We start from the raw sequence: 13,506 nt of genomic DNA, 5'->3' as shown, positions 1-13,506 counted from the left end.
CGCGGTTCCAGGTCATTCCTTCAGGCGTGGGCGCAGCGTGGCCAGGTTGCACGGCCGGGTGCGCGCGTCGAGCTGCGCGGCGACGATCCTTTCCCAGGCGGTGCGGCAGGCCGAGGTCGAGCCGGGCAGGCAGAACACGAAGGTGGCGTTGGCCAGGCCGGCGAAGGCGCGCGACTGCAGCGAGGAGGTGCCGATCTCCTCGAAGCTGATCGCGCGGAACAGTTCGCCGAAGCCGGGCATCTGCTTGTCCAGCAGCGGCAGCAGCGCCTCGGGGGTGGAGTCGCGGCCGGTGAAGCCGGTGCCGCCGGTGACCAGAATGCCGTCGACCCGCGGGTCGGCGATCCACGCCGAGACCACCGCGCGCATCCGGTAGCGGTCGTCGGGCAGCAGCTCGCGCGCGTACAGGCGGTGGCCGGCCTCGCCGAGCACCGACACCAGGTAGTCGCCGGAACTGTCTTCGGCCAGGCTGCGCGTGTCCGAGACGGTCAGTACGCACAGGTTCAACGCGATGAAATCGGCTTTGGCGCTCATGCCCGAAGCCTAGCGGCTCGCCCGGTCGGCGTATAGCCTGCCGACGCGCATCGGCGGCGTCCGTACAGGCGCCGTCGCAGAACCGGGGCGACGCCGGTTCAGGCGCATGCGTGCGCGGGCTGCGTCGGGGTGCCGGGCAGGGTCAGCGCGCGCGGCCGGTAACGGCTCACGCTGGCCGCGGGATGGGACGCCAGGGGCAGGCGCTCGGGTTCGCGCTGCAAGGCGCGACGCTGCGCGTCGGCGCTGCTCCATTCGGCGTAGTCGAGCAGGCTGAGGCCGTCGTCGGACAGGTGCAGGTGCGAGGCGATCAAGCCGCGCAGCGCGTGCGCGCCGTTTTGCAGCGCAGCGAACGCCGCGCTGGCGTGGAGCTGCGCCTGCGCGGCATCGCGGGTCGCCAGTCTGGTCACCACGACGCAGCCGGGCGCGCGCTGCGGATCGGACACCCCGCTGCGGATGCGCCGGTAACGGTGCAGCGTCAGTCGCGGCGCCGGCGCGCGCGGGTGCAGGCTGCGGCCGAGCTGCGTGGTGTCGTCGCCGCAGCATTGTGCGTACAGCAGATCTGGCGCGGCGCTCAGCGATTCCAGCCAGGCCAGGGCATGCAGGCCGCCGCCGGGGTTGGCGTGCAAGCGTGCGAGCAGCGTCGCGCAGACCGGTGCCGAGGCGTGGGCGACCAGTACGCTGCGTGCGTGCGGGGAGGTGAGGTCGGGCGACAGGCGTGACGGCATCGGGGCGTGCGCGAACGGAAGGCACGCAGTGTCGAACCTCAACCGCGCTTCAGGTCAAGCGCGTTCGTGCATGGGGGCGCTTCGGCAGCGTGCGGCGATGTGCGTGCCGTCAGCCGCGGTCGGCTGCCGCTCGCGCTGCGTTGAAGAAGCGCGAGCGCCGATGCCGGCAACCTGTCGGGAGGTTCGGTCTGGCTGCGAACGCATCCGTTCCCGCGCGCCAGGTGTCGGTGCCGCCGCGGCCGGGCAATTGGCGAGCTACTGCGGCCCGCTCCAGCCGTGCCGGCGCGCGGTATCGCGCAACACGTCGGCGAAGTCCGCAGCGAAGCCTTGCATGTCGAACAGGCCGGCGCTGGCGCGGCGCTGCTGCAGCGTGTCGCGCAGTGCGCGCAGCGCCGCCGGATCGCGGCCCAGCTGCACCGCCTTGGCGACGAAGGCATCGTCGTCGGCGACGTTCATCGCGTCCATGCCCAGGTGATGGTTGAGACTGCCGGCCACGCGTGCGGCGAAAGTCGCGCCGGGGCAGGTCAGCAGCGGGCAGCCGGCCCACAGCGCGTCGGAGGCGGTGGTGTGCGCGTTGTACGGATGCGTGTCCAGGAACAGGTCGGCATGCCGGTAGCGGGCCAGGTAGTCGGCATGCGCCAGCTTGGGCATGAAGCGCAGCCGCGCCGGATCCACTTCGGCACGGTGCGCGGCATCGCGCAGCCGCGCATCGGCCTGGCCGGGCCCGGACAGCAGCCACAGCACGCTGTCCGGCACCTGGCGCAGCACGGCGAGCATGCGCGCCATGCTGCGCGGGGTCAGCTTGTAGCTGTTGTTGAAGCAGCAGAACACCGTGCCGTGCTCGGGCAGCCCGCAGTCGCGGCGCGACGGTGGCGCGCCGACGTGGCGGCTGTCGTCCGAGGGCTGGAACGCGCGCGGCAGGCGCAGCACGCGCTCGCTGTAGTGCGCGGCCAGCGCACCGGGCAGCGCGAACGCATCGCCGATGACGTAGTCGATCCACGGCGCGCCGGACGTGCCCGGGTAGGCCAGCCAGTTGATCTGCAGCGGTGCCGGACGCAGCGCCAGCACTTCCGGCGCACCGCCGCCGCCCCAGCCGCGCAGGTCGAACAGGAGGTCGATGCCGGCAGCGCGAATGCCTTGCGCGATCGCCCGGTGCGGCTGTCCGGCGACGTCGTGCCAGGCGTGCGCCGCGGCGCGCAGGCGCGTGCGGATCGCGCTGCCGTCGTCGCGGTTCAATGCGAACAGCTGCACGCGCAGGTCGGCATGCGTGCGCAGCCGTTCGAACAGGGCCACGGTCAGCAGCCCGGTGGGATGCGCGCCGAAGCCGTTGGACAGGAAGCCGACCTGCAAGGGGCCGGCGCGGCGCAGCGTCGCCGCCGGCAAGGGCGCCAGCGTCTGCGCCAAGGCGAGCGCACGGTTGCGCGCGCAGTGCAGCTGCTCGGCGGCGGTGGCGTCCTCGTTGAGGAACGCGAACGGTTCGATCGCCGGATGGCCCTGGCGCACCGCGCCGCGGACCTGCTGCGACAGCGCATCCAGCGCGCGCCAGTCGCACAGTTTGCGCCGCCAGTTCAGCAGGTGCGCGGCGATCGACGGCTCCTGCGGCAGCAGCGCATGCGCGTGCGCATAGGCCTGCGCGGCGGCTTCGGCTTCGCCGTTGTCCTCCAGCGCATGGCCCAGCCACAGGGCGATGCCCGGGTGTTGCGGCGCGTGCTGCAGCGCCTGGCGCAACGCGGCGGCGGCTTCGGCATGGCGGCCCTGGGTCCAGCGGACGCGGCCCAGCCGTGCCAGGGCTTCCGGATGCGTCGGGCGCAGCTGCAACGCGCGCAGGGCGGCCTGTTCGCCGGCGGCGATCGCCCCGGCGCCGAGTTCGGCGTCGGCCAGCATCACCCAGGCGATGAAGTCCTGCGGGTCGCGGCGCACCGCGTCCTGCAGCTGGCGCAGTGCGTCCAGCGCGCTGCCGCTCACGCGCGCGCGGTGGCCGGCGCGTGCGCAGCGGCGCGGCGCATGCGCACGCTCACGGGCTGTCGCTCAGCCGCGCCAGTTCGTCGACCTGGTGCTCGTGGCTCAGCCGCTCGATCAGCGCGTCGAGGTCGCCTTCGATCACGTTCGGCAGGTCGTACAGGGTCAGGCCTTCGACCCGGTGGTCGGTGATGCGGCCCTGCGGGAAGCTGTAGGTGCGGATGCGCTGGCTGCGGTCGCCACTGCCGACCTGCAGCTTGCGGTCCTGCGCCTCGGCCGCGGCCTGCTTGCTGCGCTCGGCGTCGAGCAACTGCGCCTTCAGCCGCTTCATCGCCTTGTCGCGGTTGGCGTGCTGGCTGCGCTCGGTCTGGCATTCGACCACCACCCCGCTCGGCACGTGGGTGATGCGGATCGCCGACTCGGTCTTGTTGACGTGCTGGCCGCCGGCGCCGGACGAACGGAACGTATCCACCTTCAGGTCGGCCGGGTTGATCGCGATCTCTTCCACGTCGTCGGCTTCGGGGATGATCGCCACCGTCGCCGCCGAGGTGTGGATGCGGCCCTGCGATTCGGTCGCCGGCACCCGCTGCACGCGGTGCGTGCCGGATTCGAACTTGAGCTTGGAGTAGGCGCCGCGGCCGACGATGCGCGCCACGATCTCCTTGTAGCCGCCGTGCTCGCCGGGGCTGTCCGATTCGACTTCCACCTTCCAGCCCTGGCGCTCGGCGTAACGCGCGTACATGCGGAACAGGTCGCCGGCGAAGATCGCCGCCTCGTCGCCGCCGGTGCCGGCGCGCACTTCCAGGAACAGGTTGCCGTCGTCGCGCGGATCGCGTGGCACCAGCAGCAGCGCCAGTTGTTCGTCCAGTGCGAGCAGGCGCGCGTGGGCGGCGGCGATCTCCTCTTCGGCCAGCTCGCGCAGTTCTGGATCGCCGCGCATCGCCTCGGCCGCGGCCAGGTCGGCCTTGGCCGCGGCCTCGTCGGCCAGTGCGGCGGCGACCGGCTCCAGCTGCGCGAATTCGCGCGAGTAGTCGCGGAAGCGCGCGTTGTCGCTCACCACCTCGGGATCGGACAGCAGGCGTTCGAGTTCTTCGCGACGCTCGGCCAGCGCCTCCAGCTTACGGCGCAGGGTCGGTGTCATCGGTCTTCAGAATGGGATGGAAATAGCCCGGTTTTTCCGGGAACAGGCGCTCGGCGGCGCGGGCCAGGTCGGCATCGCCGCTCAGCGCCGCCTCGCGCAGCGCCGCGGTGGGCGGATGCAGCAGGCGGTTGGTCAGGGTATTGGCGAGGAATTCCAGCACCTCGTCGGCCGGCTTGCCGTTGGCCAGCTGCTGCCGCGCCTTGGCCAGCACGTCGTCGCGGGTGCTGTCGCCGTGCGCGCGCAGGCGCTTGAGCGGCGCCTGGCGGGTGCTGGCCTGCAGCGTCTCGATGTAGCGCAGCACCTGCAGGTCGATGATCGCCTCGGCGGCCTCGGCCGCTTCGCGGCGGCCGCGGCGATTGTCCTCGACCGCGCGTTCCAGGTCGTCCACGGTATACAGATAGGCATCGGCCAGCTCGGCCACGCCGGCCTCGATGTCGCGCGGCACGGCCAGATCGAACAGCAGCATCGGCTTGTGCTTGCGCGCGCGCAGCGCCTGCTCGACCTGCGCCCGGGTCACCACCGGCTCGCGCGCGGCGGTGGCCGAGAACACCACGTCGGCTTCCTGCAGATGCCGTTCCAGCTCGCTCAGCGGCAGCGCCACGCCGCCATGCCGGCTGGCCAGCTCCTGGGCGTGGGCGAGGGTGCGGTTGGCGATCAGCAGGCGCCGCACGCGGCCTTCGCTGAGGTGCTTGGCGGCCAGTTCGATGGTCTCGCCGGCGCCGACCAGCAGCACCGTCGATTCGCTGAGCCGGGCGAAGGAGTTCTGTGCCAGGCGCACCGCGGTGGAGGCCACCGAGACCGGATTGGCGCCGACCCGGGTGTCGGTGCGCGCGCGCTTGGCCACCGAGAAGGTTTGCTGGAACAGCCGGTCCAGGCGGTTGCCCATCGCCCCGTGCTCGCGCGCCAGCGCCCAGGCGTCTTTCACCTGGCCGAGGATCTGCGGCTCGCCCAGCACCATCGAGTCCAGTCCGGTGGCGACGCGGAACAGATGCCGCACCGCGTCGGCATCCTGGTGCTGGTACAGATAGCCGTGCAGGCCGGCCGCGTGCGAATCCAGCCAGTCGGCCAGGCTCTGCGCGTCGTCGGCGATCGCGTACAGCTCGGTGCGGTTGCAGGTGGACAGCAGGGCGGCCTCGGCGACGTTGGGCAATGCGCGCAGCGACTGCAGCGCGCGCGGCAGCGCATCGCCGGCGAACGCCACCCGTTCGCGCAGGTCGACCGGCGCGGTCTGGTGGTTCAATCCGAGCACCCACAACGTCATCTGTTCAGTTGCTTGCGATAAGCTGCTGGCCATTCAGGGCCCCATTTTACGGCCCGGTTGCCCCCGATGCCCGCATTGATTCGCATCCGTATCGTTCTATTGCTGTCGGCGCTCGCCGCTTTGCCGGCCATCGGCGCCCCCGCCGCCGCGCCGACGGCCGCCGCCAAGGTGCCGCCGAGCGCCGCGGCGTCTTCGTTGACGCCGGTGCTGGCCGGCGAATTCGCGCTGCAGGCCGGGCAGCTGGCCGATGCCTCGCACTGGTACCTGCAGGCGGCGAACGAGGCGCCCGGCGATGCCGGTCTGGCCGAGCGTGCGACCCGTATCGCGATGCTCGCCAACGACAATGCGGCCGCGGCGCAGGCCCTTGCGCTGTGGCGTCAGCGCGCGCCGGAGTCGCTGCCGATGCGCGGCGCCGAGGCGGCGCTGGCGCTGCGCAACGGCAATCTGCGCCAGGCGCGCGGCCTGCTGGTGGCGCTGCTGCGCGACAAGGACGCGCGCGGCTGGCGCTACGCGCTGGTGGCGCTGGTCAGCGGCAACCGCGATCCGGAAGTCGCGGCCAAGGTGCTGGACCAGCTGCTCGACGCCAATGCCATCCCCGACCAGCTCGAGGCCTGGCAGGAGTTCGGGCGCCTGGCGCTGCGCCTGGAACAGCCGAAGCTGGCCGAGCGCATCGTCGATCAGCTGGTCAAGCGTTTCCCGGAGGAGCCGCGGGTGGCCCTGCTGCACGCCACCCAGCTGCAACAGGCCGGCAAGACCGAGCAGGCGCGCGCGCTGCTGCAGGGCGTGGAGCCCAAGGCGCCGCGCGATCCTGAACTGCGCGGCGCGCTGGCCTACGCCTACGACGCGATCGGCGACACCGCCGCGGCAGCGCGGGTGCTGGCGCTCGGTCCGCAGGACACCCAGAACTACGGCCTGCGCGCTTCGATGCTGGCCAAGCTGCAGGACAACGCGGCGCTGAGCGCGCTGTACGCGGAGCTGAGCAAGGAGACCGCGCAGCCGGATCCGGAGCGGCGCCTGCTGCTCGGCAAGATCGCCGAGTTCCTGAAGCGCTATCAGGAAGCGGTGACCTGGTACCGCGGCGTGCCGGCCGGCCCGTTGCGCAACGAAGCGCGGCTGCGCACCGCCGGGGCGCTGTACGAACTCGGGCAGAAGGATGCGGCCTTCGCCGAGGCGCGCGCGCTGCAGGACGATGCCGAGGCCGACGATGCCGCGCGCCGCGACGCCTACGTGCTGGAGGCGGAATTGCGCCAGCGCAGCGGCGACGACGCCGGCGAACTGCAGGTGTTCGAGCGCGGCCTGGCCGCCTATCCGGACGACAACGCGCTGCTGTACGCGCGCGGCCTGGCCTGGGAGCGGCGCGACCGCATCGACCGTGCCGAAGCCGACCTGCGCAAGATCCTGGTCACCGAGCCGGAGAACGTGGCCGCGCTCAATGCGCTCGGCTACACCCTGGCCGACCGCACCCATCGCTACCGCGAGGCGCTGCAGTTGATCGATCGCGCGCGTACCGCCGATCCGGACAATGCCGCGATCATCGACAGCTACGGCTGGGTGCTGTACCGGTTGGGCAAGACCCAGGAAGCGCTGGTGCAACTACGCCGCGCCTGGACCCTGTTCAAGGATCCGGAGATCGCCGCGCACATCGGCCAGGTGCTGTGGGAACAAGGCAAGCGCGACGAAGCCACGAAATACTTCGACGAGGCGCGCAAGCTCGATCCGAAGAATCGCGCGCTGCAGCGGGCGATGGAAAAGGTCGCGCCGTGAGGTCGGCGTTGCGCGCGGCATGGGCGCTGACGGCGCTGCTGACACTGGCCGGCTGCAGTTCGCTGGCGCCGCGGCAGGCGCCGCCGGCCGCGAGCGCGCCGCTAGGCGACGCCGCGCGCCAGGCCGAAGCGGCCCGCGGCGCTTGGCTGCAGGCGCATCCGCAGTGGTCGTTCCAGGGTCGGGTGGCGATCACCAAGGGCCGCAATGGCGGCAGTGGTCGCATCGACTGGGCGCAGCAGCAGCGCCAGTACCGGATCGAGCTCAGCGCGCCGGTGACCCGGCAGAGCTGGCGCCTGACCGGCGACAGTCAGCGCGGGGGAGGCCGTCTGGAAGGGCTGGAGGGCGGTCCGCGCGCCGGCGATGACGCGCAGCAGCTGCTGCTCGAGGCCACCGGTTGGGAGATTCCGGTCAATCTGCTGCCGGATTGGGTGCGCGGACAGGTCGCGGCGGACGTGGGCGCACCCGAGCAGGTGAGCTACGACGCCGAGGGGCGCCCGCAGACCCTGCGGCAGATGGGCTGGGAGATCCAGTTCCAGGAGTGGTATCCGCCCAGCGACGGCCGTCCGGCCCTGCCACGGCGCATCGAGGCGCGCAACGGCGACGCCAAGGTGCGCCTGTTGCTGGACCAGTGGGACTTCGCCGCGCCATGAGCGCCGTGGAAGAGGGCGGCTGGTCGGCGTGGCCGGCCCCGGCGAAGCTGAACCTGTTTCTGCAGATCACCGGCCGCCGCGCCGACGGCTATCACGAACTGCAGACCGTCTTCCGCCTGCTGGATTGGGGCGACACCGTGCATCTGCGCGTGCGCGCCGACGGCGTGGTGGCGCGGATCGGCGACTCCGTGGCAGGCGTCGCCGAGGCCGACGACCTGTTGGTGCGGGCCGCGCGACTGCTGCAAACGAACGCCAAGATCGCTCAAGGTGTCGACATCCGCGTCGAAAAGCGCATTCCTGCAGGTGGTGGTTTCGGTGGCGGCTCGTCCGACGCGGCGACCGCGCTGGTCGCGCTAAATGCGCTGTGGGGCGCCGGAATGGACGAGGATGCGCTGGCCGGCCTGGGTCTGACGCTGGGCGCGGACGTGCCGGTATTCGTGCGCGGCCGCGATGCCTGGGCCGAAGGGGTGGGCGAACGGCTGACCCCGTTGCGCCTGCCGCCGGCCTGGTACGTGCTGGCCGATCCGGCGGTTCACGTGCCCACCGCGGCGCTGTTCCAGGCCCCGGATTTGACGCGGGATGCCGCGCCCGCGAAAATGGCCGACTTCGTTTCAGGTTTCCTGCTCGGCAATGCGTTCGAGCCGGTGCTGCTCCGCCGCGAACCGGCCATCCAGGCCGTGTTCCAGGCGCTTGCGCAGATCGGCACGCCGCGCCTTACCGGGTCGGGGAGCGGGTGTTTCGTCGAGTTCGCCGATCGCGCTGCCGCCGTGCGCGCGCTGGCGGCCTTGCCGGACGGGTTGCGCGCCTGGGTGGCCGGCGGCGTGACCCGATCGCCGCTGCTCGATGCGCTGGAGGCATAGCAACAGTTTCATGCAGGGGCGTCGCCAAGAGGCCCAAGGCACCAGGTTTTGATCCTGGCATTCGTAGGTTCGAATCCTACCGCCCCTGCCAATTGTGTCTGCAGATCCCTCTGCAAGAGCCCGCACATCCATGTGCGGGGGTTCAACAGGTAGAAGCCTTCTTCGCCTGGGTTTTCCCAAGTTTCATGCTGTTTCTTCGTTTCGCAGTTCTTTCGCCGCCGCCGCCCGAGACACTCCTCATGCAAGATCAACGTAACCTGCTGGTGTTCTCCGGCAATGCCAACAAGCCGCTTGCCAAGAGCATCTGCAAGGAGCTGGGCGTGCGTCCCGGCAAGGCGATGGTGTCGCGCTTCTCCGATGGCGAAGTGCAGGTGGAGATCGAGGAGAACGTGCGCCGGCAGGAAGTGTTCGTGATCCAGCCGACCTGCGCGCCCAGCGCGGAAAACCTGATGGAGCTGCTGGTGCTGATCGACGCGCTCAAGCGCGCCAGCGCCGCCAGCGTCACCGCGGTGGTGCCGTACTTCGGCTACTCGCGGCAGGACCGGCGCATGCGTTCCTCGCGCGTGCCGATCACCGCCAAGGTCGCGGCGAAGATGTTCACCGCGGTCAATGCCGACCGCGTGCTGACAGTGGACCTGCACGCCGACCAGATCCAGGGCTTCTTCGACATCCCGGTCGACAACGTCTACGCCTCGCCGCTGCTGCTGGCCGACATCTGGCGCGCCTACGGCACCGACAACCTGATCGTGGTGTCGCCTGACGTGGGCGGCGTGGTCCGCGCCCGCGCCGTGGCCAAGCGCCTGGACGACGCCGACCTGGCGATCATCGACAAGCGCCGCCCGCGCGCCAACGTGTCCACGGTGATGAACATCATCGGCGACGTCGAAGGCAAGACCTGCGTGCTGGTCGACGACATCGTCGACACCGCCGGCACCCTGTGCGCCGCGGCGGCCGCGCTGAAGGCGCAGGGCGCGCTGAAGGTGGCCGCGTACTGCACCCATCCGGTGCTGTCGGGCCCGGCGGTCAGCAATATCAGCAATTCGCAGCTCGACGAACTGGTCGTCACCGACACGATTCCGTTGTCCGACGCCGCGCGCGGCTGCAGCAAGATCCGCCAGCTCAGCGTCGCCGAGCTGCTGGCCGAAACCATCCGCCGCATCGCCTTCGGCGAGTCGGTGAGTTCGTTGTACGTGGATTAAGGCTGGGAATGGGGAATCGGGAATAGGGAATCGCAACGGCGCAGTGTCGCGCTTTGTCCGATTCCCCATTCCCGATTCCCCACTCCCGGCTTCACAGACTCTTCTGGTCGCGGAAGAGTCCTCAAAACCGCCGCGAGGCGGTTCATTCAACCAAGGTAGTAAACGCAAATGGCAACCACACATGAAATCAAGGTTCAGCGCCGCGAGGTCGAGGGTAAGGGTGCGAGCCGCCGCCTCCGTCGCGACGGCCTGATCCCCGCCATCGTCTACGGTGGCGAACTGAAGCCGGTCAACATCGAGCTCAACCACAACGAAGTCTGGCTGGCCAGCCAGAACGACTGGTTCTATTCGTCGATCCTGAGCCTGAGCCTGAACGGCGACATCCAGAAGGTGCTGCTGCGCGATATGCAGCGCCACCCGTTCAAGCAGCTGATCATGCACATCGACTTCCAGCGCGTGAACGACAACGAGGCGCTGCACGCTTCGGTGCCGCTGCACTTCCTCAACGAGGACACCTCGCCGGCCGGCAAGTCGGCCGAAGTGGTCGTCACCCACGAGCTGAACGAGATCCAGGTCGTGTGCCTGCCGAAGGACCTGCCGGAGTTCGTCGAAGTCGACCTGTCCGCGCTGTCCGTCGGCGACGTGATCCACCTGTCCGACCTGAAGCTGCCGGCCGGCGTCGAGCTGCCCGAGCTGAAGCTGGGCAAGGAGCACGACGTGGCGGTGGTCATCGCCAAGCACGGCCAGATCGAGGCCGAGCCGGAAGCGACCGAGGCTCCGGCCGCGGCCGAGCCGGCGAAGAAGGACGGCAAGTAATCGCCTGCGCAGCGCCCGGGCCATCGGGTCCGGGCGCTGCGGCGATGCTGCGGCATGACTGGTCTGCGTCTGATCGTCGGTCTGGGCAATCCCGGAGCCGAACACGCGAACACCCGGCACAACGCCGGGTTTCGTTTTGTCGAACATCTGGCCGAGCGGGCCGGCGCGCGCTGGAGCGTGGACGCCAAGCTGTTCGGCGAAACCGCCAAGGTCGATGTGGCCGGGCAGGCGCTGTGGCTGCTGAAGCCGGCCACCTTCATGAATCTCAGCGGCAAGTCGGTGACCGCCGCGTTGCGCTACTGGAAGATCGAACCGGCGCAGGCGCTGCTGGCGCACGACGAACTGGATCTGGCGCCGGGCACGGCGCGGCTCAAGTTCGACGGCGGCCATGGCGGGCAGAACGGCTTGCGCGACACCATCCGCCTGCTCGGGCATGCCGGCTTCCATCGGCTACGCATCGGCATCGGCCATCCCGGCCACAAGGACAAGGTCGTCCCCTGGGTGCTGGGGCGTGCGAGCAAGGACGACCAGATCCTGATCGACCGCGCCATCGACGACGCCATCGCGGTGCTGCCGCTGGCGGTGCAGGGCGATTTCAACGAGGCGATGAAGCGGTTGCATACGAGCAGGGATTCGTGATTGGGGATTGGGGATTCGCGGCCGTGCGGCATGGCGAATCTCCAATCCCGAATCCCAAATCCCGGAAGTGAACCATGGGCATCAAATGCGGCATCGTCGGCCTGCCCAACGTCGGCAAGTCGACTCTGTTCAATGCGCTGACCAAGGCGGGCATCGCTGCGGCCAACTTCCCGTTCTGCACCATCGAGCCCAACGTCGGCGTGGTGCCGGTGCCGGATCCGCGGCTGGGCGAGCTGTCCAAGATCATCAATCCGCAGAAGGTCGTGCCGACCGCGGTCGAGTTCGTCGACATCGCCGGCCTGGTCGCCGGCGCGGCCAGCGGCGAGGGTCTGGGCAACAAGTTCCTGGCGCACATCCGCGAGGTCGATGCGATCACCCACGTGGTGCGTTGCTTCGAGAACGCCGACGTCATCCACGTCAACAACAAGGTCGATCCGATCTCGGACATCGAGACCATCGATACCGAGCTGGCCCTGGCCGATCTGGACAGCGTCGAGAAGGCGTTGAACCGCGCCGAGCGCAGCGCCAAGGGCGGCGACAAGGACGCGGCCGCGCGCAAGCCGGTCCTGGCCAAGCTGCAGGCCGCGCTGGCCGACGGCAAGGCCGGGCGCGGCGCGGGCCTGGACGAGGAGGAGAAGGCGCTGGTGCGCGACCTGTTCCTGCTCACGCTCAAGCCGGTGATGTACATCGCCAACGTGCTCGAGGACGGCTTCGAGAACAACCCGCACCTGGATGCGGTGCGCGCGCGCGCCGCCACCGAGGGCGCCGAAGTGGTGCCGGTGTCGGCGGCGATCGAGGAAGAGCTGTCGCAGCTGGACGACGCCGACCGCGACACCTTCCTGGCCGACCTGGGCCTGGCCGAGCCGGGCTTGAACCGGGTGATCCGCGCGGCGTATTCGCTGCTCGGGCTGCAGACCTATTTCACCGCCGGCGTCAAGGAAGTGCGCGCGTGGACGGTGAAGGCCGGATCGACCGCGCCGCAGGCCGCCGCGGTGATCCACACCGATTTCGAGAAGGGCTTCATCCGCGCCGAAACCATCGCCTACGACGACTTCATCAAGTACAAGGGCGAAGCCGGTGCGCGCGAGGCCGGGCGGCTGCGCCTGGAGGGCAAGGAATACCGCGTGCAGGAAGGCGACGTGCTGCATTTCCGCTTCAACGTCTAACCCGCATGCGCGCGTTCGCGCCGTGCCACGGGCGCGGCGCGCGCGGTGCGCGTTTCCTGCGACATCGCGTCAAAATACTGTTGACAAGGCGGGGATGTCAGGGAAGAATAGCGGGCTGTTTCACCCCGGACTGATTTCGGCCTTGCGGCCTGGTCGGGACGGGTAGCTGGAGGGATACCCAAGCGGCCAACGGGGGCAGACTGTAAATCTGCTGGCTTACGCCTTCGGTGGTTCGAATCCACCTCCCTCCACCAGTTTTTTTGTTGTGGCAGTGCGGCATCCCGTAGCGGGAGTAGTTCAACGGTAGAACCTCAGCCTTCCAAGCTGATGGTGCGGGTTCGATTCCCGTCTCCCGCTCCATTGAACGCGCTTGTGTCACAATAGAACTACGCTCACGTAGCTCAGTCGGTAGAGCACCTCCTTGGTAAGGAGGAGGTCGAAGGTTCGATTCCTTTCGTGAGCACCATATTCAGTCTCCAAATCTTTCTACGATCACCGAGAAGAAGCAGCCATGGCCAAGGGTAAGTTCGAGCGCACCAAGCCGCACGTCAACGTCGGCACCATCGGTCACGTCGACCACGGCAAGACCACGCTGACCGCGGCGCTGACCAAGATCGGCGCAGAGCGCTTCGGCGGCGAGTTCAAGGCGTACGACGCGATCGACGCGGCGCCGGAAGAGAAGGCGCGCGGCATCACGATCTCGACCGCGCACGTGGAGTACGAATCCCCGAACCGTCACTACGCGCACGTCGATTGCCCGGGTCACGCGGACTACGTCAAGAACATGATCACCGG

The 13,506-nt window shown here is 69.6% G+C and carries 12 protein-coding genes, 4 tRNA genes and 1 pseudogene; 12 read left to right on the top strand and 5 right to left on the bottom strand.

Features of this window, described 5'->3' with window-relative positions:
* Nucleotides 1–12: 12 nt before the first annotated feature.
* From moaB to hemA, 5 genes and pseudogenes are all read right to left on the bottom strand, one after another.
* A complete protein-coding gene (moaB, locus tag JR064_RS18425; RefSeq protein WP_206230674.1) occupies nt 13–531 on the bottom strand; it encodes a molybdenum cofactor biosynthesis protein B in 519 nt (172 codons plus the stop codon).
* A 98-nt stretch (nt 532–629) separates the two neighbouring features.
* The gene (locus JR064_RS18420; RefSeq protein ID WP_241093162.1) at nt 630–1,256 is read right to left on the bottom strand and encodes a hypothetical protein; all 627 of its coding nucleotides are present in this window, start codon (nt 1,254–1,256) and stop codon (nt 630–632) included.
* 255 nt (nt 1,257–1,511) lie between these two features.
* Nucleotides 1,512–3,227: pseudogene (locus tag JR064_RS18415) on the bottom strand (O-linked N-acetylglucosamine transferase, SPINDLY family protein); the annotation flags it as partial.
* Between the two features lie 43 nt (nt 3,228–3,270).
* Nucleotides 3,271–4,356 (bottom strand): peptide chain release factor 1, encoded by a 1,086-nt coding sequence (prfA, locus tag JR064_RS18410; protein ID WP_053836197.1) that lies wholly within the window; start codon nt 4,354–4,356, stop codon nt 3,271–3,273.
* Nucleotides 4,334–5,617, bottom strand: a complete 1,284-nt coding sequence (gene hemA / locus JR064_RS18405) for a glutamyl-tRNA reductase (protein ID WP_179568123.1) — start codon at nt 5,615–5,617, stop codon at nt 4,334–4,336. Before hemA ends, prfA begins: the two co-directional genes overlap by 23 nt.
* Before the next feature lie 66 nt (nt 5,618–5,683).
* Between hemA and JR064_RS18400 the strand changes: the two genes are divergently transcribed.
* The 12 genes from JR064_RS18400 to JR064_RS18345 form a co-directional block, all read left to right on the top strand.
* A complete protein-coding gene (locus tag JR064_RS18400) occupies nt 5,684–7,381 on the top strand; it encodes a tetratricopeptide repeat protein (protein WP_179568121.1) in 1,698 nt (565 codons plus the stop codon).
* A complete protein-coding gene (lolB, locus tag JR064_RS18395) occupies nt 7,378–8,031 on the top strand; it encodes a lipoprotein insertase outer membrane protein LolB (protein WP_206230672.1) in 654 nt (217 codons plus the stop codon). Before JR064_RS18400 ends, lolB begins: the two co-directional genes overlap by 4 nt.
* Entirely contained in the window at nt 8,028–8,891 is an 864-nt protein-coding gene (gene ispE / locus JR064_RS18390) for a 4-(cytidine 5'-diphospho)-2-C-methyl-D-erythritol kinase (protein WP_206230671.1), read from the top strand. Before lolB ends, ispE begins: the two co-directional genes overlap by 4 nt.
* A 14-nt stretch (nt 8,892–8,905) precedes the next feature.
* A tRNA-Gln gene (locus JR064_RS18385) sits at nt 8,906–8,982 on the top strand.
* 148 nt (nt 8,983–9,130) lie between these two features.
* Nucleotides 9,131–10,090: a ribose-phosphate diphosphokinase gene (locus JR064_RS18380; protein ID WP_179568115.1), complete on the top strand. Its 960-nt coding sequence runs from the start codon at nt 9,131–9,133 to the stop codon at nt 10,088–10,090.
* 168 nt (nt 10,091–10,258) lie between these two features.
* On the top strand, nt 10,259–10,906 hold the full coding sequence (locus tag JR064_RS18375; RefSeq protein WP_179568113.1) for a 50S ribosomal protein L25/general stress protein Ctc: 648 nt from the start codon (nt 10,259–10,261) through the stop codon (nt 10,904–10,906).
* Nucleotides 10,907–10,960: 54 nt separating this feature from the next.
* On the top strand, nt 10,961–11,545 hold the full coding sequence (gene pth / locus JR064_RS18370; protein WP_179568111.1) for an aminoacyl-tRNA hydrolase: 585 nt from the start codon (nt 10,961–10,963) through the stop codon (nt 11,543–11,545).
* A gap of 74 nt (nt 11,546–11,619) precedes the next feature.
* Nucleotides 11,620–12,711 (top strand): redox-regulated ATPase YchF, encoded by a 1,092-nt coding sequence (ychF, locus tag JR064_RS18365; protein WP_206230670.1) that lies wholly within the window; start codon nt 11,620–11,622, stop codon nt 12,709–12,711.
* 168 nt (nt 12,712–12,879) lie between these two features.
* Nucleotides 12,880–12,965 (top strand) — tRNA-Tyr (locus tag JR064_RS18360).
* Nucleotides 12,966–12,997: 32 nt separating this feature from the next.
* Nucleotides 12,998–13,071 (top strand) — tRNA-Gly (locus tag JR064_RS18355).
* A gap of 30 nt (nt 13,072–13,101) precedes the next feature.
* A tRNA-Thr gene (locus JR064_RS18350) sits at nt 13,102–13,177 on the top strand.
* A gap of 45 nt (nt 13,178–13,222) precedes the next feature.
* The coding region (locus JR064_RS18345; protein WP_241093161.1) for a GTP-binding protein at nt 13,223–13,506 on the top strand (284 nt) is incomplete at its 3' end.

Origin of the sequence: Xanthomonas bonasiae, assembly GCF_017163705.1 — a bacterium.
GTDB lineage: Bacteria > Pseudomonadota > Gammaproteobacteria > Xanthomonadales > Xanthomonadaceae > Xanthomonas_A > Xanthomonas_A bonasiae.
This window is presented reverse-complemented; position numbering and strand designations above follow the sequence as displayed.

Excerpts from the sequence above, each read along its gene's own strand:
- hemA (WP_179568123.1), bottom strand. The coding sequence starts at position 5,617 with ATGACGTTGTGGGTGCTCGGATTGAACCACCAGACCGCGCCGGTCGAC.
- prfA (WP_053836197.1), bottom strand. The coding sequence starts at position 4,356 with ATGACACCGACCCTGCGCCGTAAGCTGGAGGCGCTGGCCGAGCGTCGC.
- ychF (WP_206230670.1), top strand. The coding sequence starts at position 11,620 with ATGGGCATCAAATGCGGCATCGTCGGCCTGCCCAACGTCGGCAAGTCG.
- ispE (WP_206230671.1), top strand. The coding sequence starts at position 8,028 with ATGAGCGCCGTGGAAGAGGGCGGCTGGTCGGCGTGGCCGGCCCCGGCG.
- JR064_RS18380 (WP_179568115.1), top strand. The coding sequence starts at position 9,131 with ATGCAAGATCAACGTAACCTGCTGGTGTTCTCCGGCAATGCCAACAAG.
- JR064_RS18420 (WP_241093162.1), bottom strand. The coding sequence starts at position 1,256 with ATGCCGTCACGCCTGTCGCCCGACCTCACCTCCCCGCACGCACGCAGC.
- JR064_RS18375 (WP_179568113.1), top strand. The coding sequence starts at position 10,259 with ATGGCAACCACACATGAAATCAAGGTTCAGCGCCGCGAGGTCGAGGGT.
- moaB (WP_206230674.1), bottom strand. The coding sequence starts at position 531 with ATGAGCGCCAAAGCCGATTTCATCGCGTTGAACCTGTGCGTACTGACC.
- JR064_RS18400 (WP_179568121.1), top strand. The coding sequence starts at position 5,684 with ATGCCCGCATTGATTCGCATCCGTATCGTTCTATTGCTGTCGGCGCTC.
- pth (WP_179568111.1), top strand. The coding sequence starts at position 10,961 with ATGACTGGTCTGCGTCTGATCGTCGGTCTGGGCAATCCCGGAGCCGAA.